A 23,906-nucleotide genomic window follows, 5' to 3' on the forward strand; every position below is an offset into this window, starting at 1 on the left:
GGAAAGACCCGCCCATGCCCGCACGCACACCCCCCGCCGCACCGCGCCGCCGCCCTGCTCCCGCCCGCACGCCAGCGCCGCCGCGCCACCTGGCCGTGGTCGGCGCCGGCATCGCAGGCGTGGCCTGCGCCCGCACGCTGCTGCAGGCCGGGCACCGCGTCACGGTCTTCGAGGAGGAGCCCGCCGTGGGCGGCCGCATGGCCACGCGCGAGACGCCGTTTGGCAGCTTCGACCTGGGCGCGCAGTACTTCACCGTGCGCGACGCGCGCTTTGCCCGCGCCCTGGAGACCGTGCCCGGCCTGTGCCGCCCCTGGAGCGTCAACAGCGTGCGCGTGCTCGACGCCGCGGGCCGCGTGGTCGCCGCCAGCCCGGCACCGGGCGAGGCGCACTGGGTGGCGCGGCCCGGCATGGCCAGCCTGGCCGAGACCTGGGCCCAGCCGCTGGCCGCCGCGCAATGCCTGCACACGCGCACCCGCGTCGCCGGCCTGGAGCGCGACCGCCTGGACCCCGGGCGCTGGGAGCTGCACACCCTGGCCGACGACGGCGCACAGCAGGTCTTTGCCGGTTTCGACGCCGTGCTGCTGGCCCTGCCCGCAGAGCCTGCACGCCGCCTGCTCGCCTCCAGCGCCAGCGGCGCCCCCCTGGCACCGGACCTGGCCCAGCCCCTGGCGCAGGTGGAGATGGCGCCCTGCTGGACCCTGCTGCTCGCCTTCCCGCAGGCCGTGCGCCCGGGGCTGACCACGCTGGGCCCGCAGTGGAACGCCGCGCGCAGCACGCACCACCGCATCGCCTGGCTGGCGCGCGAGTCCTCCAAGCCCGCGCGCAGCCAGATCGAGCGCTGGACCGTGCAGGCCAGCCCCCAGTGGTCGGCCGAGCACCTGCAGGACGACCCGGCCCGCGTGCGCGCCAAGCTGCGCAAGGCTTTTTCCGAGGTCACGGGCATACGCGCCGAGCCCGCCCTGGCCGAGGCCGTGCGCTGGCACCACGCGCGCACCCTGCAGCCGCTGGGCCGCAGCCACCTGTGGGATGCGCACGCCCGGATCGGCGCCTGCGGCGACTGGTGCGTGGGCCACCGCGTGGAAGACGCCTTCGTGTCGGGGCTGGAGCTGGCCCTGGCCGTGGCATGACGGCGGCGTACGTTGGCCGCTTCGCCCCCTCACCCACGGGCGCGCTGCACGCCGGCTCGCTGGTCGCGGCGCTGGCGAGCTGGCTCGATGCACGCGCCCACCCGGGCGGCCGCTGGCTGGTGCGCATCGAGGACGTGGACCGGCCGCGCTGCCAGGCCGGCGCGGGCGAGCGCATCCTCATGCAGTTGGCGGCCTGCGGCCTGCACTCCGATGGTCCGGTGCTGTGGCAATCGCAGCGCGGCACGCTCTACCAGCAGGCGCTCGAGCAGCTTGTGGCGCGCGGCCTGGCCTACCCCTGCGCCTGCACGCGCAAGGACATCGCCCAGGCCCATGCCGCAGCCGGGCGCACGCGCGTGCGCCATATCGAGCTGCCCTACCCCGGCACCTGCCGCCAGGGATTGGGCAACCGCCCGGTGCGCGCCTGGCGCTTCGCGACCACGGATTACATGCAAAATTGGCCTCCAGCGCCCGCTGAACAAGCGCAAGAAGCTCCTTTTTTCATAGCAGAAGGCCTGCTGCACTGGCAGGACCGCCGCCTGGGCGCGCAGCAGCAGGACGTCGCGGGTACGGTGGGCGATTTCGTGCTGCTGCGCGCCGATGGCTGCTACGCCTACCAGTTGGCCGTGGTGGTGGACGACGCGGCGCAGCATGTCACCCACGTGGTGCGCGGCGAAGACCTGGCCGACAACACCCCGCGCCAGATGCTGCTGCAAAGCGCGCTGGGCCTGCCCACGCCGCGCTACCTGCACACGCCGCTGGTGCGCGGCGCCGACGGCGAGAAACTCTCCAAGCAGCATGGCGCCGCGCCGCTGCAGCTCGACCACCCCGTGCAGGCCCTGGACGAGGCCGCCGCCGTGCTCGGCCTGCCGCGCCTGGTGCAGGTTCACAACACCGCACTGGGCGATGCACTGGCTCTGTGGGTCAAGGCCTGGGATGGTCTCTACAATCAACCCCTGTGACTGCATCCATGCTTTCTGCCTCCTCCACGGCCCCGGCACCCGGCCCCGCAGACGCGGGTGCCCCCCCGGGCGTTGCCCACCCCAAGACCATCAAGAGCTTCGTGCGGCGCGCGGGCCGCACCACCACCGGCCAGGCCAAGGCCTTTGCCGAATACGGTGCGCGCTACGTGCTGCCCTATGCCGCGGCGCCGCTGGACGCCGCAGCCGCCTTCGGGCGCAGCGCCCCGCTGGTGCTCGAAATCGGTTTCGGCATGGGCGAAGCCACGGCCCACATCGCGCGCGTGCGGCCGCAGGACGACTTTCTCTGCTGCGAGGTGCACGAACCCGGCGTGGGCGCCCTGCTCAAGCGCATCGGCGAGCAGGGCCTGACGAACATCCGCATCCTGCAGCATGACGCCGTCGAGGTCATCGACCACATGCTGGCGCCTGGCAGCCTCGATGGCGTGCACATCTTCTTCCCCGACCCCTGGCACAAGAAGAAGCACAACAAGCGCCGCCTGATCCAGCCGCCGCTGGTGGCCAAGCTGGCGGCGCGGCTCAAGCCCGGCGGCTACCTGCACTGCGCCACCGACTGGCAGCCCTACGCCGAGCAGATGCTGCAGGTGCTCAGCGCCGAGCCCTTGCTGGCCAACACCGCCCCGGGCTATGCCAGCAAGCCCGACTACCGCCCGCTGACCAAGTTCGAGAACCGCGGACTGCGTCTGGGCCATGGCGTCTGGGATCTCGTGTTCCAGCGCCGCCCCTGACCGCCGGAGCCCCACCTGCCATGAAGCCCATCCTGCAAAACCTCGTGGAGATGACCGGGCACCGCGACCACCTGCGGCTGGAGGTGTCCGTGCTCTCCACGCTGCAATCGGTCAGTGGCATCCTGCAGGTGCGCTCGCTGGAGATCTTCCAAGACGGCGGCCAGCTCCACTACCGCCCCCGGACCTGGCTCGGCGCGAATGGGCAGTGGATGAGTGCGGGCGTGGAAGCCGCCAGCGACCCGCAGCGCCGCACGGTGGCCGATGATCTGCCGGCGCTGCACGCATGCCTGCAAGACCAGTCCAGCAGCGCCGTGGCCGTGCTGGGCAAGGGACGCCACGGCCTGTGGCTGCCGGTGTGGATGAACGAAAAGGTCCACACCTGCCTGGAAGTGATCCAGAACCGCCCGTTTTCGGCGCAGAAGATCGACACCATCACCCATGTGTTCCAGGTCTTCCGCAATTACCAGAGCCTGCTGGACTACAGCGAGCGCGACGCCCTGACCGGGCTGCTCAACCGCAAGACCTTCGACGAGCAGTTCTCGCGCTCCACGTTCTGCGAGGTGGCGGTGCCCATGGCGCAAGAGCTCTCGCTGCCCGTCGATGAAGCCGGCGAAGGCCCGGACCGCCAATGGCTGGCGGTGATCGACATCGACCATTTCAAAATGGTGAACGACCGCTTCGGCCACCTCTATGGCGACGAGGTGCTGATCCTGCTGGCCAATATCCTGCGCTCGTCCTTTCGCAGCCACGACCGCATCTTCCGCTTTGGCGGCGAGGAGTTCGTCGTGCTGCTGCGCTCGACCAGCCTGGCCAGGGCGCACAAGGTGTTCAACCGCTTCCGCAAGAACGTCGAGGACCACTACTTCCCCCAGGTGGGCCAGGTGACGGTGAGCGTGGGCTTCGTCGCGGCCGAGAGCGGCTCGCCCGTCGAGGCGCTGGGGCGTGCCGACCAGGCGCTCTACTTTGCCAAGGAAAACGGCCGCAACCAGGTGCGTTACTACGACGACCTGCTTGCCGCCGGCCTGCTCCAGACCAAGCAGGTCAGCAACGACGACGTCGAGCTGTTCTGACTCAGCGCGGCGCGGCCAGCGAGCGCTCCAGCGCCTCCACATCGACGGTATCGCGCTGCAGGGGCGAGAGAAAGCGCTCGGCATAGTCGCGCCACACGCCGCTGTGCAGGAAGAAGCGGAAGACCTCGGCATCGATGTGCTGCTGGCGCGCCATCGTGGCCATGATGGCCAGCGATTCCGACAAGGTCTTGGCCGGCTTGTAGGGGCGGTCCGCCGCCGTGAGCGCCTCGAAGATGTCCGCCAGCGCCATCACCCGGTCGGCCAGCGTGAGCTGGTCCGCGGTCAGGCCGCGCGGGTAGCCGGTGCCATCCATCTTCTCGTGGTGCGTGCCCGCGATCTGCGGCACCCGGGCCAGGTGCGGTGGGAACGGCAGTGCGCTGAGCATGACGATGGTCTGGACGATGTGCTCGTTGATCTTGAAGCGGTCCTCCTCCGTCAGCGTGCCGCGCCGCACCGACAGGTTGTGCAGCTCGCCCAGGTGCGCCGCCTGCGCCGGCAGCACCATGTCGAACCCCCAGCGGTTGGCCGGATCGCTGCGCTCCACCGGCGGGCGCCGCTCGCCCCAGGCGACCACATGGTCGGGCCGGTCGGCCAGGAGCTGCTCCGTGGCCGGCAGCACGGTATCGCCCAAGGCCCCCAGCCGGTCGAGTTCCGCCGCCGAGAGGCCCAGGCGGTGGTCGAAGTGGCGCTGCCAGGTCTGCCGGCCGATGGCGGCCAGGCGCTCGACATCGGCATCGGCCATGGCCTCGCCCCCCACATTGCAGCGCGCCACAAAGGCAAAATCCTCCTGGAGCTGCGCCTGCCGCGCCTGCAGGCGGGCGCCCAGCCCTGGGGCATCGAGGCCGGCCGCGCGCTGCTGCCAGTAGAGGATTTCCGCATCGCGCCACAGCACCTCGAAGCGCATGCGCACCTCGTGGATGCGGTTGTAGAGCGTCTCCAGCTTGGTGGCCTTGTCGATCACATGCTCGGGGCTGGTGACCTTGCCGCAGTCGTGCAGCCAGGCGCCGAGGCGGAACTCCTCGCGTTCGGCCTCGGTCAGGCGGACGGTGGCAAACGGCCCCTCGGTCGCCTCGCACAGCCGCTGCATGAGCATCTCCGCCAGTTGCGGCACGCGCTCGCAATGCCCGCCGGTATAGGGGCTCTTGGCGTCGATGGCGTCGGCCAGCAGGCGGATCATGGCGTCGAACAGCCGCTTTTGCCCCTCGATGAGGTTGCGCGTCTCGATGGCCACCGACAGCGTGCCCGAGAGCTTTTCCACGAAGACGCGGAAATGGGCATCGTCCTGGCGGTCGTCGGCCACATAGCGCAGCGACAGCACGCCCAGAGGCTGGCCGTCGCGCGTGCGCAGTTGCACGCGCAGCGGCCGCTCCGGCGGGCCCTCCCCGGCCGGCCCGTCCTGGTCGCCGTCCAAGACGTCCGCATGGTTGATGAAATGCGCCATGGACAAGCGATCGGGATAATGCGCCTGGTCTTGTGGGTCCTCGCCGTAGCGCGCGATACGCTCCAGGCCCGAGCCATCGGCAGCCACCAGGTATACCGCCCCGCTGCTGCAATGCGTGGTGCGCACCAGTTCATAGAGCACGCTCGACAGCATCAGGTCGAGCCGGGACTCGGCGCTGATGTGGTGCGTGATGTCGAGGAACTTGGCGATGGTCTCGGACATGCTGTCCATGACCTGGCCCAGATCGCGCATCTCGCGCACATAGGAGCGCGGACGCTGGAAGCGGCGGAAATCGAAACGGGCCAGGGCCTCGGCCTGCGCCGTCAGAATGGACAGGCTTTGCCCCACGCGCTGGCCGGCCAGCGCGCCCAGAAAGACCATGAACAGGATGCTGCTCGCCGCCACCCAGGCGTGGCGCCGCAGGCTCTCGTCGATGCCCGACAGCAGTTCGCTCGTCGGAACCGCCATGAGAATGTTCAGGTCCCGCCAGCGCAGCGATTGCAGGGGCTGCACCTGCCCCAGCCACTCGCGCCCATGGACGGTGAAGCGCCGCGACTCCCCGGGCTGGATGTCCAGCCGGTGCACCTCCGTCAGGCTGGCAATGCCCAGGCTGTCGAGCGTGCGCAGATGCAGGCTGGGGCCGTTTCCGTCCGATTCCAGGACACGCGACATGTCGGGATAGGCCAGCACCCGCAGGTCGCGGTCCACGACCACGATCTCGGTGTTCGGCACCAGGCGCAGGGACTCGATCTCCCGCCCCAGGTCGGGCAAGGCCACGTCCAGGCCCAGAATGGCGCGCCCATCCTCGCTCGGCTGGCTCAGGGTCACGCCGACCTCGCGCGTGGTGAAGAACAGGTAGGGCGCCGTCAGGATCTGGGCGTTCTGCTCCAGCGCCTCCTGGTACCAGGGGCGCGTGCGCGGGTCATAGCGGTAGTCCGGGCGCACGGCTGCCGCGACAGGGCGCAGCGCAGCGTTGTAGAAACCCCAGCGCCCCACCAGCTCCGCTCCTTCCCGCTCCCGGGACATGGACTGCACCAGAAAGACCGCCGTTTCCGGGGCGTCCAGGCGCTGGCGCAGCCCCGCATCGCGCAGCGGCCGCGCCAGCAGGAACTGCCCGTCCGGGTAGCCGATGAAGACCGCCGACAGCAGGGCGTTCTGCTCCAGCACGCGCGCCAGCACGGGCAGCCGGCGCATGCGCGCGGGCAAGGTGGTCGCCGCGGTGATCGGGTCGAACGCCAGTTGCCGGATGATGGCATCGGCCGGGTCCACCATGCGGCGCACCCGCTCGCTGATGATGAGGCTAATGTGCCGCGCACTGTCCTCGGAGGCCGCGAGGATGGATTCCTGGGCCGTCTTGCTCGCCTGGTAGGCCAGCAGGCCCGACAGCAGCAGCATGGCCGCCACCACCAGCGCGCTGATCAGCAAGCCGGAAGGTACGGCAATGCGGTGCCACCAGGGCCCGTCCTGCGCATCCGCCCCTGTGGTGCGGGAGCCCGCGGGCAGCGGGCCGGAGTGGGATGCCGGGCGCAGGGAGTCCATGCGCCCACTGTAGGGGAAAAGCCCGGCCTAAGTCACCGGGCTGTTGTCCGCAGACGTCACACTTTCTGCGCGACCCAGCCGGCGACCGAGGCCAGGGCGCCGGCCAGCCGGGAGGCATCGGTGCCGCCAGCCATGGCCAGGTCGGGCTTGCCGCCGCCCTTGCCGCCGACCTGCCCCGCGACGAAGTTGACCAGCTCGCCCGCCTTGACCTTGCCGATGCTGTCGGCCGTCACGCCGGCGGCGAGCTGCACCTTGTCGCCCTCCACGGCGGCCAGCACGATGGCAGCGGTCTTGAGCTTGTCCTTGAGCTTGTCCATGGTGTCGCGCAGCGTCTTGGCGTCTGCCCCTTCCAGGCGCGCGGCCAGCACCTTCAGGCCCTTCACATCCACGGCCTGGCTGACCAGCTCGTCGCCCTGGCTCGCGGCCAGCCGGCCCTTGAGCGCGGCCACTTCCTTCTCCAGTGCCTTGATCTGGTCGAGCGCACCGCCGATGCGCGCCGTGAGTTCGGTTGCGGGCGCCTTGAGCGCGCCGGCGGCCTGGTTCACCGTGTCTTCAAGCTCCTGCAGGTAGGCCAGCGCGTTCGCGCCCGTCACGGCCTCCACGCGGCGCACGCCCGCGGCCACGCCGCCTTCGGCGACGATCTTGAACAGGCCGATGTCGCCCGTGCGCTGCACGTGCGTGCCGCCGCACAGCTCGCGGCTCGTGCCGATGTCGAGCACGCGCACGGTCTCGCCGTACTTTTCGCCAAACAGCATCATGGCGCCGGTCTTCTGCGCACTCTCGATGTCCATCACGCGAGCCTGCGTGGCGCTGTTGGCCAGAATCTCGGCGTTCACGCGGCGCTCGATCTCACGAATCTGGGCCTCGGTGACCGGGGTGTTGTGCGCAAAGTCAAAGCGCGTGCGCTCGGGCGTCACCAGGCTGCCTTTTTGCTGCACATGGCTGCCCAGCACCTCGCGCAGGGCCTTGTGCATGAGGTGGGTGACCGAGTGGTTGCGCATGGTGGCCGCGCGCAACTGGGTATCGACCTGCGCCTGCACGGTGTCGCCCACGTTGAGCGTGCCCTCTTCGAGCAGGCCGTGGTGGCCGTAGACGTCGGACTTGATCTTGAGCGTGTCGCCCACGGCAAAGCGCGCGCTGCCCGCGGTGAGCACGCCCTGGTCGCCCACCTGGCCGCCGCTCTCGGCATAGAACGGGGTGCTGTCGAGCACCACCACGCCGTTTTGACCGCCTTTGAGGGCTGCAACGCTTGTCCCGTCAGCGTAAAGCGCTACGATTTTTGCAGTATGCGCGAGCTGCTCGTAACCGGTGAACTGGTTGGCCGCACCGCTGTATTCCAGGGCCTTGTCCATCTTGAACCGGCCGGCGGCGCGGGCGGTGTCCTTCTGGTGCTGCATGGCGGCGTTGAAGCCGGCCTCGTCCACCGCCACGCCGCGCTCGCGGCACACGTCGTTGGTCAGGTCCAGCGGGAAGCCGTAGGTGTCGTGCAGCTTGAAGGCCACGTCACCCGCCAATTGGCGCGCGCCATCGGCCAGCGCGCTGTCCAGGATCTCCATGCCGTGCGCCAGGGTCTCGAAAAAGCGCTCCTCCTCCACGCGCAGCACCTCGGTGATGCGCTCCTGCTGCGCGCGCAGTTGGGGATAGGCGTCGCCCATCTGCGCCACCAGCTCCGCGACCAGCTTGTGGAAGAACGGCGCCTTCTGGCCCAGCTTGTAGCCGTGCCGGATGGCGCGGCGCACGATGCGCCGCTGCACGTAGCCGCGGCCCTCGTTGCTCGGGATCACGCCGTCGCTCACCAGGAAGGCCGTGGCGCGCAGGTGGTCGGCGATCACGCGCAGCGACGGGCTGTCCAGGTCCTGCGTGCCGACGGCGTGCCCGGCGGCGCGGATCAGGTGCTGGAACAGGTCGATCTCGTAGTTGCTGTGCACGTGCTGCAGGATGGCGGCCAGGCGCTCCAGGCCCATGCCCGTGTCCACACAGGGGGCGGGCAGCGGCGTCACGCTGCCGTCTTCCTTCATGTCGAACTGCATGAACACGTTGTTCCAGATCTCGATGAAGCGGTCGCCGTCCTCGTCGGGGCTGCCCGGGGGGCCGCCAGGGATCTCGGGGCCGTGGTCATAGAAGATCTCCGAGCAGGGGCCGCAGGGGCCGGTGTCGGCCATCATCCAGAAGTTGTCGCTCTTGTAGCGGCCGCCCTTGTTGTCGCCGATGCGGATCACGCGCTCGGGCGGCAGGCCGATTTCCTTGGTCCAGATGTCGTAGGCCTCGTCGTCCTCGGCGTAGACGGTGGCGAGCAGGCGCTCCTTGGGCAGTTGGTAGACCTCGGTCAGCAGCTCCCAGGCCCACTTGAGCGACTCGCGCTTGAAGTAGTCGCCAAAGGACCAGTTGCCCAGCATCTCGAAGAAGGTGTGGTGGCGCGCGGTGTAGCCCACGTTCTCCAGGTCGTTGTGCTTGCCGCCGGCGCGCAGGCAGGCCTGCACCGAGGCCGCGCGGCTGTAGGGGCGCTTGTCCGTGCCGAGGAACACGTCCTTGAACTGCACCATGCCCGAGTTGGTGAACATCAGCGTGGGGTCGTTGCCTGGCACCAGGGGGCTGGACGCCACCACGGTGTGGCCCTTGGAGGCGAAGAAGTCCAGGAAGCTCTTGCGGATCTCGGCAACGGTGGTCGGTGGTGTCATGGTTTCGTCTCGAAGGGGCAGGCACGGGCCTGCGCGGGCGCGGGCAGGCAAACCGTGGATTTTAGGGGGTTTCAGGCGCCGAGCTGGCTGCGCAGAAAGGCCAGCAGCGCCTCGTCCTGGCAGTGCGCCACATTGAAGCGCAGCCAGGGCGTGGGCTGCAGGTCGATGGTGAACAAATGCCCCGGCCCCAGCAGGATGTCCTGCTCGGCCGCCTTGTAGGCCAGCTCGGTGGAGTCGGCGATGCGCGGGTGGCGCGCCCACAGCAGCATGCCGGCCTTGGGTTCGGCGAACAGCTCGAAGCCCAGGTCCAGCAACTGCGAGGCCACGCGCTGCTGCGCCACGGCCAGGCGGTCGCGCAGGGATTTGGTGTGCTTGCGCCAGCGGCCGTCGAGCAGCGCGCCGTAGGCCAGGCGCTCGGTGAATTCCGAGGACGTGAGGCCGGAGATCATCTTGAGCCGGGCGAGCTCCTCCAGCAGGTCGGAGTGCGCGGCCAGGTAGCCCACGCGGATGTTGGGCGAGATGGTCTTGGAGAAGCTGCTGATGTAGACCACGCGGCGCAACTGGTCCAGGCTCGCCAGCGTGGGGCGCGGCTCGGGGTCGAGATCGGCGTAGATGTCGTTTTCCACGACGACAAAGTCGTATTTCTCGGCCAGTTGCAGCAGGCGGTACAAATGCCCCACCTGGGCCGTGGAGGCCGTGGGGCTTTGCAGCCGGGGGTGGGTGAAGAACACCTTGGGCCGGTGCGTGCGCACGCGCTCATCCAGCAGGTCGAAGTCGTAGCCCTGCGGCGTGCGCGGCGCGCCGACCAGGCGTGCGCCCAGAAAGCGCAGCGCCGACAGCAGGTTGGCATAGCCCGGGTCGTCCACGAGCACGGCGTCGCCCGGGCGCACCAACTGGCGCGCCACGAGGTCCATGGCCTGCGTGGAGCCCTGGGTCAGCAGCACTTGTTCTGCCGTGGCCGCCACCTCGTGCTCGGTCAGCAGGTCGCGCACCAGCTGGCGCAGCGGCAGGTAGCCCTTGGGTTCGCCGTAGCCGCCCAGGTCGGCATCCTCGGCGGCCAGGGCGCGCAGGCTGCGGCGCACGCCCTCGGAGAACAGCCAGTCCCCCGGCAGCCAGCCGCAGCCGGGCTTGAGGCGCAGCGCCCGGTTCTCGAAGATGCGCTGCATGTACCACATGGCGTCGAAGCTGTACTGCCCCGCGGGCGCCTGCTCGACCTGCGCCGTATCGGCGCGGCGGCGCACGAAAAAGCCCGAGTGCGGGCGCGACACGGCATAGCCCTGGGCCACGAGCCGGTCGTAGGCATCGACCACGGTGTACACGCTGATGCCGTGCGCATGCGCGAACTGGCGGATCGAGGGCAGCTTGGCGCCGGCGCGCAGCCCCCCGTCATCGATCAGTTGCCGAAAGCCCTCAACGACCTGGAGCACCAGGGGCGTGGAGGAATGGTGGTCGAGTGAGAACATGAAGTAGCAGCGGTTGCCATGCAACCGAGGGTTTGTCTGTACAGGCAGGCCGGACAGCACAGTGCATTGGCACCTGCGCGGTATCTGTATATGTTAGCGGCGCGCCTGCCCTTCTAGAGTCATGGTCAGTATCACCACGCACTGTGCACTGCAACGGAAGGACCCCCATGCAACGCGAACCCCACCTGAACAACGCCGCCCTGTTTGCCCGCCGCGAGGCCGCCATCGCACGCGGCGTGGGCCATTCCCACCAGATCTTCATCGACCGCGGCGAGAACGCCGAAATCTGGGACGTGGAAGGCCGCCGCTATATCGACTTTGCCGGCGGCATCGCCGTGCTCAACACCGGGCACCGCCACCCGGCCATCACGCAGGCCGTCAAGGACCAGCTCGACCGTTTCACGCACACCTGCTTCCAGGTGCTGGCCTACGAGTCCTACGTGGAACTGGCCGAGCGCCTCAACGCCAAGGCGCCGGGCAACTTCGCCAAGAAGACGCTGTTTCTGACCACCGGCGCCGAAGCCGTGGAAAACGCCGTGAAGATCGCCCGCGCGCACACCGGCCGCCCGGGCGTGATCGCCTTCACCGGCGGCTACCACGGCCGCACGCTCATGACCATGGGGCTGACGGGCAAGGTCGTGCCGTACAAGGCGGGCTTTGGCCCCTTCCCGGCCGAGGTGTTCCATGCGCGCTTTCCGAACGAACTGCACGGCACCAGCCTGCAGGACTCCATGGACTCGCTCGAGGCCATCTTCAAGAACGACATCGAACCTGGCCGCGTGGCGGCCATCATCATCGAGCCGGTGCAGGGCGAAGGCGGCTTCAACATCGCGCCCCCGGCCCTGCTGCAGCACCTGCGCGCCGTCTGCGACCAGCATGGCATCGTGCTGATCGCCGACGAGGTGCAGACCGGCGCAGGCCGCACGGGCAAGTGGTTCGCCATCGAGCACAGCGGCGTGGCGCCCGACCTCATCACCATGGCCAAGTCCATGGCCGGCGGCTTCCCCATCTCGGCCGTGGTGGGCCGCGCCGACATCATGGACGCTCCCAACCCCGGCGGCCTGGGCGGCACCTACGCGGGCAACCCGCTGGCCTGCGCCGCGGCGCTGGCCGTGCTCGACGTGTTCGAGCAGGAAAACCTGCTGCAGCGCGCCGAAGACGTGGGCCAGCGCCTCACGGCCAGCCTGCAGGCCCTGGCGCAACAGCACCGCTGCATCGCCCAGGTGCGCAGCCTGGGCGCCATGGTGGCCATGGAGCTGTGCCAGGACGGCAACCCGCACCAGCCCGACGCCGCCCTGGCCAAGGCCCTGTGCGCCGAGGCCGCTCGCCGCGGCCTGATCCTGCTGTCCTGCGGAACCTACGGCAACGTGATCCGCATCCTGGTGCCGCTGACGGCCAGCGATGCGCTGCTGGACGAAGGCCTGGCCATCATTGCGGCATCGCTGCAGGCAGCCTTGGCAGCGTGATCCCGGCAGCACCCCGCCGGGCTGCAGACTGATGGGCAGCCCGGCGGGTGTAGCCCTTCCCGCCGCTCAGGGCCATGCCGCCCAAAGTGCCAATCCGCGCCCATCCAGCGCTGCGACGCAGCGCTGGCGGGCACATCTCCCTCGTCCGTCTTCACGGACAGTCCATACCCCAAGGCATGCCCTGGTCTGCACCGGAATGAACACCACCGCTTTTTCACGCATGACGGTTGGCAAACGTTTATGGCTCGGGTTTGCCTTGATCATCCTGTTTGGTTTGCTGGCGGCCATGGCCGGCCGTTACCAACTGGGCCGCGTCACCGCAGAGGTCCGGCTTCTGCTCGATGACCGCCTGGCAAAGGTGGAAGTGCTTCAGCGCGTCAGGGACGACCTGAATGCATCCGCCCTGGCAGTACGCAATATTCTTTTGCTGACCAGCGGCGATGAAATGCAAGTGGAAAAGCAGCGGATTGAAGCCGCCCGCAAAAACTCCGACACCTTGCTCCGCCAGGTGGAGAAAAATACGGACACGGAGCAGGAATTGAAACTGCTGCAAAGGGTCCAGGGAGCAAGAGATCAATACAACCATTCGATAGACCGGTCCATCGATTTGGTTTTTTCCAACTTGCGAGGCGACGCCCGCAGCTTGCTGAACAGCGAAGGAAGCGAGCTTCAGAAAGAGTGCTTTGAAGCGCTGGAGGCTTTCAGCCGGCTCGAAAAGGAGCTCATGGAAAAATCCTCCGATCAAGTCCACGGCATTGCGGCAGACACCGGCGCACTGATGCTCGCATTTGCGGCACTGGTCACCTTCGTGGGTGTGGTGGTTGCCTGGACCTTGACGGGCTTTCTGGGCAGGCAATTGGGAGGAGAGCCGGGCTATGCCTCCGAAGTCGTGCGGGAAATCGCCACCGGAAATCTGGCGGTCGAGGTGTCCGTCCACCAAGACAGCCAGGCAAGTTTGCTGGCCCATATGCGTGCCATGCGCGACAGCCTGTCCGGGGTCGTGGCGCAAGTGCATCGCGCAAGCCAATCGGTTGCAGCCGCCAGTGCCCAAATATCGCAGGGCAACCGCGATCTTTCGGCACGCACCCGCGAACAGGCCGCCGCATTGGGGCAAACCACCCAATCGATCGACGAGCTGGAGAGCACACTCCGCCAGACGGCTGACAGTGCGCACCAGGCCAATGACCTGGCCCTGAGCGCGGCATCGGTCGCAGCAAAGGGCCGTGAGGTGATGGGCCAGGTCATAGACACCATGGGCGGCATCCATGGATCCAGCAAGAAAATTGCTGAAATCATCAATGTGATCGACGCCATCGCCTTCCAGACCAATATCCTGGCCCTCAATGCCGCCGTGGAAGCGGCGCGCGCAGGCGAACAGGGACGCGGCTTCGCAGTGGTCGCCAGCGAGGTCCGCAGCCTTGCGGGCCGCAGCTCCACGGCCGCCAAGGAAATCGCCCTGCTGATCACTGACAGCGTCGAACGGGTCCAGCAAGGCAACGCACTGGTCGATCAGGCAGGCCGCACCATGGCTGAGGTGGCGGACAGCATACAGAAAGTGACCCACATCATGGGCAGCATCAGTGCGGCCACCCAAGCCCAAGGACAGGGTATGCGCCAGACCAGCCAGGCCTTGGCCCAAATGGATGCGAGTACCCGGAAAAACACGGTATTGGTCGAAGAAATGGTTGCAGCCACCCATGCCCTGACACAACAGGCCCAGGACCTGGTTGAAGCGGTGTCGGTATTCAAAATCAGCAACGCCAGTGGGGCCAAAGAAATAGCAGAGCACACATATGCCGGCAGCGCCCATCGTTCACAACACCAACACCCGCTTTCGGATACCACTTTCTTCAGGCAAGGCATTCGCATGATTGCCAGCAATGCGAAATAGGGATAACGGAATTCAGATCCATGAATGATATGAAAATACCCCAACACCGCATTCAGGCTGGCAAAGCATAACTCTTTTTATTACAAATCCCATACCATCATGCTGCAGATATCAAAGCTCGAATCCTCCGATCGAACGGCCTGGCAGGCGCTTGCACAGGGGTACCGGGATTTTTATGCCATTCCAACCACAGCCGCAGAATTCGACGCGGCATGGCACCGGATTGCAGAATCAGGCACTGTCCATGGCCTTGGTGCGCGATGGGATGGTCAACTGGTGGGCATCGCCCATTTTTTTCCTCACTACAGCACCTGGGCTGGCTCCGTTTATTATCTGCAGGACCTTTTTACCGCCCCCGAGGCTCGGGGCAAGGGTGTGGCACGTGCACTGATTGACGAGATCGCCCGCCAGGCCCGCCAGGAAGGAGCACAGCGCTTTTACTGGATGACACAGGAAAACAATTCGACCGCACGGCTTCTGTACGAAAAGATCGCCAAATACAATGGATTCATCCGTTACGACTATCCCTTGTAATACTGCACCACCCATTCTGAGATTTTCGACCCCAGCACGCCGTGGCGTGCTGGGCTTTCCTGCGTATATGCTGTAAAGATGAAAAGTGCCTGGGTAGGTACAACCCCCAATACCCGCCATGGTTTGATCGCCTACGCTGGTGCCCCTTGCGCAAAACTTGCGCCCCAAGGCAATGCAAGGGCACCGGGGCTTTCATTCCACAAAATTTGACGGAGATGCGCGCCGCCATGTACCAGCGCTATTCCACGGCCGACGTTCCGAGAAATCACGAGTTCGGCTTCTGGCGTGAAGTCATCTCCAACGCGTACTTTCACCTTCAACTGAATTTCCGCGACACCAGCACCTTCTGCGGTACGTTGGAGTCGTGGGATCTGGGTCTGGTCTCGCTCTCCCGGCTGCATTGCAATGCACTGCAGTACCAGCGTCTGCGCCAGCACTGCCAGGTCAAGGCGCCGGAGCTCCTCGTGACCGTGCCTCAGCGCAGTGCTGTCGAGTTCACGCAGATGGGGCGCAATACGCAGTGCTCCCCAGGTCAGTTTCTGCTGGAGCACAGCGACGAGCCCTACGAGTTCAGCCATGCCGAACACAACGACATGTGGGTGCTGAAACTGCCCGACGCGGCACTCAAGGCGCGCGTGGGCAATACGGACCGCTTCTGCGCCCAGCACTTCGATACCACCACCGGCATGGGCAAGCTGTTCAGCGACTACCTGCAGCTCATCACCAAGCACTGCGATACCGGCCAAAGCCCTGAGGCCTTGTCGCTGATGGGCATGCAACTGGTCGAACTGCTGGGCCTGACGCTGAAGGAGGCGCCGTCGGTGCTTCAATCCTCGCTCTCCGTTGTACGCGCAGCGCACCTGGCACGCATCGAAGCCTATGTACGCCGGCACTTGGCCGATGACAGCCTGGATCCAGAATCCATCGCCAGTGAAAACAGCATTTCCTTGCGCTATCTTCACGACTTGTTCAAGGACACCGGCCAGACCGTCGCGCAATGGGTACGTGATCTGCGCCTGCAAACAGCCTACGAGCAATTGACCAGGGCTTGCGCGACCCAGTCGATTGCCCAGGTCGCCTACGCGTGTGGTTTCAGCGACCAGACCCAGTTCAGCCACGCGTTCAAGCGCCGCTACGGCGCCAGCCCCAGGGAAGTGCTGCGCGGAAGCACTTCCGCCGCGGAATTCTGAAACCACGGGTGCCCTGCGCCGGGCACCAGCGCGTCTTTCCGCGGCACGGTCATAGGGAAACTCCTAGCGCCCCATGCACTCCAGCACAAGTGGAGGTGCACGCAAACACAAGCCAATCAAGGCTGCAAAAATAACAATTTCTCCTGTAACGGACAACCGGCTCCAGCCTCTGGAAACCGCCGTGGCAAGCCCGCCACGGGATACCGCACACACAGGAGAAAACGATGACCCATCAACGCAAAGTGGACCCGATCACGCTGGCCGTGGTGCGCGGGGCACTTGAAACCACGCAGCGCGAAATGACGCTGACGCTGGAAAAAACCGCTCGCTCGAGCGTGTTCAACGTCGCGCACGACTACAGCAACGCGCTGTTCAACCACCGTGCCGAAATGATCCTGCAAGGCCAGGACATTCCCATCCACCTCGGGGGACTGATGCCGGCCATGAAGGCCGTAGCCAACTACTTTGGCGACGACATACACGAGGGCGACGTGATCTACCACAACGACCCGGTGATGATGGGCAGCCACATCCTCGACTGCTGCATGTACAAGCCGGTGTTCTACCAGGGCAAGCTGGTGTTCTGGAGCGTTTGCAAGGGCCACGTGACCGACATCGGCGGCCCGGTACCCGCAGGCTACAACCCGGATGCCAAGGAAATCTATGCCGAAGGCCTGCGCATCCCGCCCGTCAAGCTGTGGGAAAAGGGCAAGCCGCGCCAGGACGTGATCAATTTCCTGCTCTCGAACGTGCGCTCGCGCCGCGACTGGGAGGGCGATTTGCGCGCCCAGTACGGCGCCGTGCAGATCGGCGAGCGCAACCTGATTGCGCTGCTGGACAAATACGGCGTGGACGAAGTCCAGGCCTGTATCGACGAGCTCATGGACATGGCCGAGCGCACCATGCGCAAGCTCTTTGCGAGCACCAGGGACGGCACCTACGAGGCCAGCGCCGTGCTCGAAGATGCCGGCCATGGCCTGGGCGAGCTGACCATCAAGGCCACCGTCACCATCGAGGGCGAAAACTGCCATGTGCGTATCGACAGCCCTCCGCAGGTGCCCTATTTCATCAATTCCTACGAAGGCAACTCCTACTCCGGCGTTTACCTGGGGCTGATGATGTTTGCCAAGGTGGCACCGCCCTACAACGAGGGCCTGTACCGCTGCGTGACGGTGGATCTGGGACCCAAGGGCACGCTGTGCAATGCGGCCGAGCCGGCGCCGCATGTCAACTGCACGACCACGCCCATGGAAACGCTGACCGACGCCGTGCGCCTGGCGCTGGAGCAGGCGGCGCCCGAGCGCGCCGTGGGCTCCTGGTGCCATGCCAGCGGACTGAACATTGCGGGCTACGACAAGCGCACGGACGAATCCTACGTCACCATGATCCTGGCCTCGCTCATCGGCGGCGCAGGGGCCACGGCGCACATGGACGGCTGGAACTCCGTGGGGCCGCAGTGCTGCTTCGGCGCCTTGAGCTCCGGCGACATCGAGATCATGGAGTACTCGTACCCCATCCAGATCCACCGCTACGGCCTGGTGCGCGACAGCGGCGGGGCCGGTTACTACCGCGGCGGCTGCGCCACCGTGTGGGAAGTGGAGCCGCTGGAGCACGAGATGACGGCCATCAGCTTCGGCGAAGGCCGCCTGTACCCGGCGCTGGGCGCCAACGGCGCCACGAGTGCCTGCCCCGATCTCAAGCTGGGCCGCGTGGAGCGCAAGGAAGGCTCCGAGATCTCCGAGGTGATGCGCAAGAACGCCATCATGACCGTCCAGCCCGGCCAGCGTGTGGCCACGACCAACCCGGGTGGCGGCGGCTGGGGCAATCCGCTGGAGCGCGAGGTCTGGCGCGTGGTGCATGACGTGCGCAATGGCTACATCAGCACCGAAGCGGCCGAGCGCGAATACGGCGTCAAGGTCGACACCCACTCCTGGACCGGCACGGCCTGCGGCAACCGCCTGTCCTGAATGACCGCGCAGCCCGGCCTGCGGTGCTGCGCCCCTCCCTACCGATTGCAGAAAGACAAGACCATGACGACCTACCGACTGGGCGTGGACGCTGGCGGCACGTTCACCGATTTCATCCTGGCAGACGACCAGGGCAACACCCATTTGTTCAAGGCCACCTCGACCCCCGAGGACGGCACCCGCGCCATTGCCGACGGCTTTGCCCAGATTGCGGAAAAGCTGGGCAAGCCCATGCGCGAGATTCTGGCCAACACCGAGCTGTGCGTGAACGGCACCACCGTGGCGCTGAATGCCCTGATCCAGCACAAAGGGGTGAAGACCGGCCTGGTGTGCACCGCCGGGCATGAGGATTCGCTGGAAATCCGCCTGGGCCACAAGGAAGAAGGCTACCGCTACGACGCCGAGTACCCGCCCGCCAGGCAACTGGTGGAGCGCCACCTGCGTATGCCCATCCGTGAGCGCATTCTGTCCGACGGCAGCATCCGTGTTCCGCTGAACGAGGACGATGTGCGCGCCGCCTGCGAGGTGTTCCGCAAGGAAGGCGTGCAGGCCGTGGCGGTGTCCTTCCTGTGGTCCATCGCCAACGGCGCGCACGAGCGCCGCGCCGCGGAAATCGTGCGCGAAATGCTGCCCGATGTGTACGTCTCGGTCGGCCTGGAGGTGTTTCCGCAAATGCGCGAGTACACGCGCACCTCGACCGCGGTGGTCAACGCCTACCTGGGGCCGGTGCTCATGAACTACGTCGAACGCATCGACGCCTTCTACCGCGACCAGGGCACCAAGGTGCCGGTGCGCTACTTCCAGTCCAACGGCGGCATGGCCGCGCGCGATGTGATGGTGTCCCGCGCCGTGAGCGCCATCAACTCGGGGCCCGCATCGGCACCCATGGCGGGGCGCTTTTTGACCAACCCCCTGGGGATCCGCAGCTTTATCACCGTGGACATGGGCGGCACCTCGTTCGACATCACGCTGACCCACGAGGGCAAGACCAACGTCAACAAGGACATCGACTTCCTGCGCTACCGCATCGGCATTCCGATGATCCAGGTGGAAACCCTGGGTGCCGGTGGCGGCTCGATTGCCTGGATCGACCAGATGGGCGTGCTCAACGTGGGCCCGCAGTCCGCCGGTGCCATGCCCGGACCCGCCTGCTACCAGCGTGGCGGCACGCTGCCCACCGTGACCGACGCCAACGTGGCCCTGGGCTACCTGAACCCGGAATCCCTGCTGGGCGGCCGCCTGCCGATCGACGCGGCCGCTTCGCGCCAGGCCATTGCACGCCACCTTGCCGAGCCTTTGCACATCAGCGTGGAGAAGGCGGCCTACGGCATATTCAGCATCGTCAACAACAACATGGTCAGCGGCATCCGGCGTGTGTCGATCGAACGCGGCTATGACCCGCGCGACTTCGCGCTGATCGGCGCCGGCGGCGCCACGGGCCTGCACCTGACGGCGCTGGCGCAGGAAATCGGCTGCAAGACGGTGCTCGTGTCCAAGCTCGCCTCGGGCCTGTGTGCCTTCGGGCAACTGCTGTCGGACATCAAATACAACTACATGTCGGCCATGCCCATGCGCCTGGACGCGCAGGCGCCGCTGGAGGAGCTGGAAAGCCGCTTCCGCAGCCTGGAGCAGGACGGCATGGCGGCCATGCAGGCCGAGGGCGTTCCGCCCAGCCGCATCCTGTTCAAGCGCAGCCTGGACATGCGCTACGTCGGCCAGGTGCATGAATGCACGGTGGTCATCGGCAACACCCCCGTGAATGCCGCGACGCTGGAGCAGATCAAGCAGATGTTCCACGACCTGCACAAGCAGCTGTTCACCTACAGCGAGCCCGACAGCCTGATCGAGATCGTCAACATGGAGGCCACGGTCTACGGCCAGAGCGCACCGCTGGCGGCGCCGCAAATGCCGGCGGGCGGGAATGCCGAAGCCGCCATCCGCACCCGGCGGCAGATGATTTTTGACGCCGACGGCCATTCGCTGCTCACGCCGGTGTACGACGGGGAGATGCTGGGCACGGACGACGAAATCACCGGCCCGGCGGTGATCGAGGAGCCCACCACCACCATCGTCATCAACCCGGGCTGGGTGGCGCGGCTCGATGGCAGCGGCACCTACATCATCACCCAGGGCACCCGCCGCTGACGAAACGCCTGGTCGCCATGCAGCATACCCCTGCCCACTACCTGCACGCCGAGGGCGTCAGCCTGACCTTTTCGGGAGTGCGCGCACTCAAGTCGGTCAGCCTCACGCTCGAGCGCGGCAAGGTGCTCGGCCTCATCGGGCCCAATGGCGCCGGCAAGACCACCATGGTCAACGTGCTGAGCGGCTTCAACACCCCGGACGAGGGCCGGGTGCGGCTCGACGAGCAGCCCTTGCACGGCCTGGGCGCGGATGCCTTCCGGCGGCTCGGCGTGGCGCGCACATTCCAGGGCGGGCGCCTCTTCCGGGGCCTGACGGTGCAGGACAACCTGGAAGCGGCGGGCGTGGGCCTGGGGCTGTCCCGCCGGCAGGCTGAGGCCGAGGCCCGCCGTGTGCTGCACGCCCTGGGGCTGGAGCACCTGGCGCCCCTGGGCGCCAGCGCCCTGCCCTACACCGACGAGCGCCGCGTGGGCATTGCCCGCGCCGTGGTGGGCAACCCGGCCTTTCTGCTGCTCGACGAACCCGCGGCGGGCATGAGCGAACACGAGGCCAGCGACCTGCGCGACACCATCGCCCAGATCGTGCAGCAGATCGGATGCGGCGTGCTGCTCATCGAGCACAACGTGCGCCTGGTCTTGAGCATCTGCAGCCACATCGTGGTCATGGATGCCGGAGAAGTCATCGCCCAGGGGGATCCGCAGGCCATCCGCAGCAGCGAGCGCGTGCGCCATGCCTACATGGGCAGCGCCGGAGACGGCACCGAAGACGCGGCCCCCCTGCCCGCACCCGCCCCCCCTGCCATGGAGATTGCCGCATGAGCATGCCCCTCTTGAGCATCCAGGACCTGCACGTGCGCTACGGCGGCATTACCGCGCTGCGCGGCATCCACCTGACCGTGCACGCAGGCGAAACCGTCATGGTCACCGGCCCCAACGGCGCCGGCAAGTCCACGCTGATGAAAACCATTGCCGGCCTGGTCAGGCCGCGCCAGGGAAAGGTCATCTTCAACGGCCAGCTCACCAGCGGGCATGCACCCGAGACGGTGGCGGCCAGCGGATTTTCCCTGGTGCCCGAGGGGCGGCAGGTCTTCGGCTCCATGACGGTGCTGGAAAACCTGCGCATAGGCACGGGCATGCGGCGCAATGCCATGGCCGTGGCGGCAGATCTCGACTACCTGCTCGACGTGTTCCCCCTGCTGCGCGAGCGCTCCAACAGCCAGGCCGGCCTGCTCTCCGGCGGCCAGCAGCAGATGCTGGTGATTGCCCGTGCCCTCATGGCGGCGCCGCGCCTGCTGGCCATCGACGAACCTTCGCTGGGCCTGGCGCCGCGGGTGACCGACCAGGTCTATGAAGCCCTTTTGCGCCTGCGTGCCGAGCGCGACCTGACGCTGCTCATCGTCGAGCAAAGCGCCAGCCGCGCCCTGCTGACCGGCGGCCGCATGGTGATGCTGCGCGAAGGCGGCATCGTGCTGGAGGGTGACCCGCGCCAGATCTCGCCCGAACGCATGCAGCAGGCCTATTTCGGCTACGACACCCCCCCGGACGCTGGCGCCCGCGAGAGTGCGCACGCGCAGAACGCTGCCGCACCACTGCCCACCTGAAGCGCATCGGCCCGAATGCCTTTGCCGGCCACCCCTCACCCACGACCTGCACCATGACCGCCACACTCCAGTACCTTTTCGACGCCCTGAGCCTGGGCAGCCTGTATGCCCTGGGGGCGCTGGGCATCGCGCTGATCTTCGGCGTCATGCGCCTGGTCAATTTTGCGCATGGCGACGTCATGACCTTCGCCATCTTCGTGCTGGTGGCCCCGACCACCGAGGCCGTCGCGCCTCTGTGGGTGGGTGCCTGGTCCACGCCGCTGATCGTCATCACGGTGCTCGCCGTGGGCGCGGCGCTGGCCATGCTGTCCGAAGTGCTGGTCTTCCGCCATTTGCGCCAGGCCGCGCCGGCCACCACCATGATGGCCGCGTTCGCCCTGGGCTTCGTCATCCAGAACGTCCTGCTGGCCCTGCACAGCAGCCGCGCCAAGGCCGTCAACCTGTGGCCCGAACTGAACCAGGCCGTGGAGGTCTGGGGCGCCCGTGTCCCGGCGCTGCAGATGCTGATGATTGCCATCACCGTGGCCTTGCTGCTGGGCCTGGCGTGGATGCTGCGCTACACCCGCGCCGGGCTGGAGATGCGCGCCGCGGCCGAGGACTTCGACATGGCGCGCATGCTGGGCGTCAAGGCCAACCGGGTGATCCTGGTGGCATTCGCCATGAGCGGCGCATTGGCCGCCCTGATCGGCCTGTTCATGGTGAACCAGACCGGGCTGGTCGATGTGCGCATGGGCACGCCCATGATGCTGGTGGCTTTTGTCTCCACCGTGATTGGCGGGCTGGGCAGTCTCATGGGGGCCGTGCTGGGCGGCTTTCTGATCGGCTTTGCCAGCACGGCCCTGCAAGCCTGGCTGCCGCTGGATGCACGCGCCTTTCGCGACGCCTTTGTCTACCTCAGCGTCATCGCCCTGCTGCTGTGGCGCCCCAACGGTCTGTTCATCACCGGCGCTTCCCGCCAGCGCGTGTAAGCCGCCGGGCGCGCCATCCCCCTTTTGTCCGCATCGTCCCAATGGGTTCTTCCATGAAACTCTTTCTGCAACGCCACCGACTGGAAACACCCGCGCTGCTCTGCCTGGCCTTGCTGGTCCTGGCCCTGCTCGCCCTGCTCGCCTCCAGCGGCGTGCAACGCACCATGACCGAGGTGCTCATCCGCGTCGTCATGGTGGTGGGGATGTACATCTTCATCGGGCACTCGGGGTTGATCAGCTTTGGCCACATCGCCTTCGTGGGCGTGGGGGCCTACGGCGTGGCCTGGACCACGATGGAGCCCAGCATCAAGCAATACGTGCTCACGGGCCTGCCGGAATTCATGCTGCAGTCGGCCATGCCCTGGGTGCCGGCATCGCTGCTGGCCGGCGGCCTGGCGGCCTTGGCGGCCCTGATCGTGGGCGCGGCCATCCTGCGTCTCAACGGCATTGCCGCTTCCATCGCCACGTTTTCTCTGCTGGCCATCTTCAACGTGGTGTATTCCAACTGGGACAGCGTCACCGCCGGGTCGAGTTCCATCGTCGGTGTGCCCACCACGGTGGGCGTGCTGCAAGCCCTGGCCTTTGCCGTGGCGGCCATCGCCCTGGCCCATTGGCATGGGGTGTCCCGCTTTGGCCTGGCGCTGCGCGCCGTGCGCGAGGAGCCGGTGGCCGCGCGCAGTTGCGGCATCAACGCCTGGCGCCAGCTGCTCGTGGCCTTTGTGCTCAGCGCCTTTGTCTGCGGCCTGGGCGGGGCGCTGGATGCGCAATTCCTGGGCGTGGTCAACCCCGACGCCTACTACCTCGGGCGCACCTTCATCTGCCTGGCCATGCTGATCATCGGCGGCAGCACGAGCCTGAGCGGCGCAGTGACCGGCGTCATGGTGATTTCAGCCCTGATCGAGGTGCTGATCCGCCTGGAAACGGGCGTCTCCATCGCCGGCATGGAACTGCAGATCCCCAGCGGCGGCCAGGAGCTTTTCACGGGCATCGCCATGGTGCTGGCCCTGATCCTGCGCCCCGCCGGCCTGATGCAGGGCCGTGACTGGCAATGGCCGCGCACCGCGCCCGTGGCCGGCCTGGCCGGCAAACCCCTCGATCTGCAGCAAGCGCGCCCGCATTGACGCG

Annotated in this window: 17 protein-coding genes; 14 read left to right on the top strand and 3 right to left on the bottom strand. The window is 67.1% G+C overall.

The genetic code is table 11. From position 1 onward, the window contains the following. Positions 1-14: 14 nt before the first annotated feature. The 4 genes from CGR01S_RS05480 to CGR01S_RS05495 are packed head-to-tail and all read left to right on the top strand — an operon-like array spanning position 15 to position 3,902. Positions 15-1,127, top strand: coding sequence for an NAD(P)/FAD-dependent oxidoreductase (locus tag CGR01S_RS05480; protein WP_084690574.1), 1,113 nt, complete (start codon positions 15-17; stop codon positions 1,125-1,127). Next, positions 1,124-2,086 (top strand): tRNA glutamyl-Q(34) synthetase GluQRS, encoded by a 963-nt coding sequence (gene gluQRS / locus CGR01S_RS05485; RefSeq protein WP_042423342.1) that lies wholly within the window; start codon positions 1,124-1,126, stop codon positions 2,084-2,086. The genes CGR01S_RS05480 and gluQRS overlap by 4 nt, the downstream gene beginning before the upstream one ends. Positions 2,087-2,094: 8 nt before the next feature. Next, positions 2,095-2,832 (top strand): tRNA (guanosine(46)-N7)-methyltransferase TrmB, encoded by a 738-nt coding sequence (gene trmB / locus CGR01S_RS05490; protein WP_174435689.1) that lies wholly within the window; start codon positions 2,095-2,097, stop codon positions 2,830-2,832. A gap of 20 nt (positions 2,833-2,852) precedes the next feature. Further along, positions 2,853-3,902: a GGDEF domain-containing protein gene (locus tag CGR01S_RS05495; protein WP_042423350.1), complete on the top strand. Its 1,050-nt coding sequence runs from the start codon at positions 2,853-2,855 to the stop codon at positions 3,900-3,902. A gap of 1 nt (position 3,903) precedes the next feature. Here the strand turns inward: CGR01S_RS05495 and CGR01S_RS05500 are convergent, their stop codons facing one another. The 3 genes from CGR01S_RS05500 to CGR01S_RS05510 form a co-directional block, all read right to left on the bottom strand. Then, positions 3,904-6,882, bottom strand: coding sequence for an HD domain-containing phosphohydrolase (locus CGR01S_RS05500; protein ID WP_042423353.1), 2,979 nt, complete (start codon positions 6,880-6,882; stop codon positions 3,904-3,906). Between the two features lie 56 nt (positions 6,883-6,938). After that, the gene (gene alaS, locus CGR01S_RS05505; RefSeq protein ID WP_042423354.1) at positions 6,939-9,560 is read right to left on the bottom strand and encodes an alanine--tRNA ligase; all 2,622 of its coding nucleotides are present in this window, start codon (positions 9,558-9,560) and stop codon (positions 6,939-6,941) included. Between the two features lie 71 nt (positions 9,561-9,631). After that, on the bottom strand, positions 9,632-11,023 hold the full coding sequence (locus tag CGR01S_RS05510) for an aminotransferase-like domain-containing protein (protein WP_042423535.1): 1,392 nt from the start codon (positions 11,021-11,023) through the stop codon (positions 9,632-9,634). A 167-nt stretch (positions 11,024-11,190) separates the two neighbouring features. Between CGR01S_RS05510 and gabT the strand changes: the two genes are divergently transcribed. The 10 genes from gabT (at position 11,191) to CGR01S_RS05560 (ending at position 23,902) form a co-directional block, all read left to right on the top strand. Continuing rightward, the gene (gene gabT, locus CGR01S_RS05515; RefSeq protein ID WP_042423357.1) at positions 11,191-12,489 is read left to right on the top strand and encodes a 4-aminobutyrate--2-oxoglutarate transaminase; all 1,299 of its coding nucleotides are present in this window, start codon (positions 11,191-11,193) and stop codon (positions 12,487-12,489) included. A gap of 196 nt (positions 12,490-12,685) precedes the next feature. Beyond that, the gene (locus CGR01S_RS05520; protein WP_169742450.1) at positions 12,686-14,380 is read left to right on the top strand and encodes a methyl-accepting chemotaxis protein; all 1,695 of its coding nucleotides are present in this window, start codon (positions 12,686-12,688) and stop codon (positions 14,378-14,380) included. Positions 14,381-14,479: 99 nt separating this feature from the next. Continuing rightward, positions 14,480-14,914: a GNAT family N-acetyltransferase gene (locus CGR01S_RS05525; protein ID WP_042423360.1), complete on the top strand. Its 435-nt coding sequence runs from the start codon at positions 14,480-14,482 to the stop codon at positions 14,912-14,914. A gap of 227 nt (positions 14,915-15,141) precedes the next feature. Beyond that, positions 15,142-16,104: an AraC-like ligand-binding domain-containing protein gene (locus CGR01S_RS05530; RefSeq protein ID WP_042423541.1), complete on the top strand. Its 963-nt coding sequence runs from the start codon at positions 15,142-15,144 to the stop codon at positions 16,102-16,104. 224 nt (positions 16,105-16,328) lie between these two features. Then, positions 16,329-18,071: a caprolactamase subunit beta gene (capB, locus tag CGR01S_RS05535; protein ID WP_042423363.1), complete on the top strand. Its 1,743-nt coding sequence runs from the start codon at positions 16,329-16,331 to the stop codon at positions 18,069-18,071. Between the two features lie 63 nt (positions 18,072-18,134). Next, the gene (capA, locus tag CGR01S_RS05540; protein WP_042423544.1) at positions 18,135-20,216 is read left to right on the top strand and encodes a caprolactamase subunit alpha; all 2,082 of its coding nucleotides are present in this window, start codon (positions 18,135-18,137) and stop codon (positions 20,214-20,216) included. Between the two features lie 17 nt (positions 20,217-20,233). Further along, complete coding sequence (locus CGR01S_RS05545) at positions 20,234-21,031, top strand: ABC transporter ATP-binding protein (protein ID WP_042423366.1); 798 nt, start codon at positions 20,234-20,236, stop codon at positions 21,029-21,031. After that, complete coding sequence (locus tag CGR01S_RS05550; RefSeq protein ID WP_217997525.1) at positions 21,028-21,813, top strand: ABC transporter ATP-binding protein; 786 nt, start codon at positions 21,028-21,030, stop codon at positions 21,811-21,813. Before CGR01S_RS05545 ends, CGR01S_RS05550 begins: the two co-directional genes overlap by 4 nt. A 53-nt stretch (positions 21,814-21,866) precedes the next feature. Further along, positions 21,867-22,781, top strand: a complete 915-nt coding sequence (locus tag CGR01S_RS05555) for a branched-chain amino acid ABC transporter permease (protein ID WP_042423369.1) — start codon at positions 21,867-21,869, stop codon at positions 22,779-22,781. A 53-nt stretch (positions 22,782-22,834) separates the two neighbouring features. Beyond that, positions 22,835-23,902 carry a branched-chain amino acid ABC transporter permease gene (locus CGR01S_RS05560; protein WP_042423372.1) on the top strand — a complete coding sequence of 356 codons (1,068 nt, stop codon included), beginning with the start codon at positions 22,835-22,837 and terminating at the stop codon, positions 23,900-23,902. Positions 23,903-23,906: the final 4 nt, after the last annotated feature.

The organism is Comamonas granuli NBRC 101663, assembly GCF_000739995.1.
Taxonomy (GTDB): domain Bacteria; phylum Pseudomonadota; class Gammaproteobacteria; order Burkholderiales; family Burkholderiaceae_C; genus Simplicispira; species Simplicispira granuli.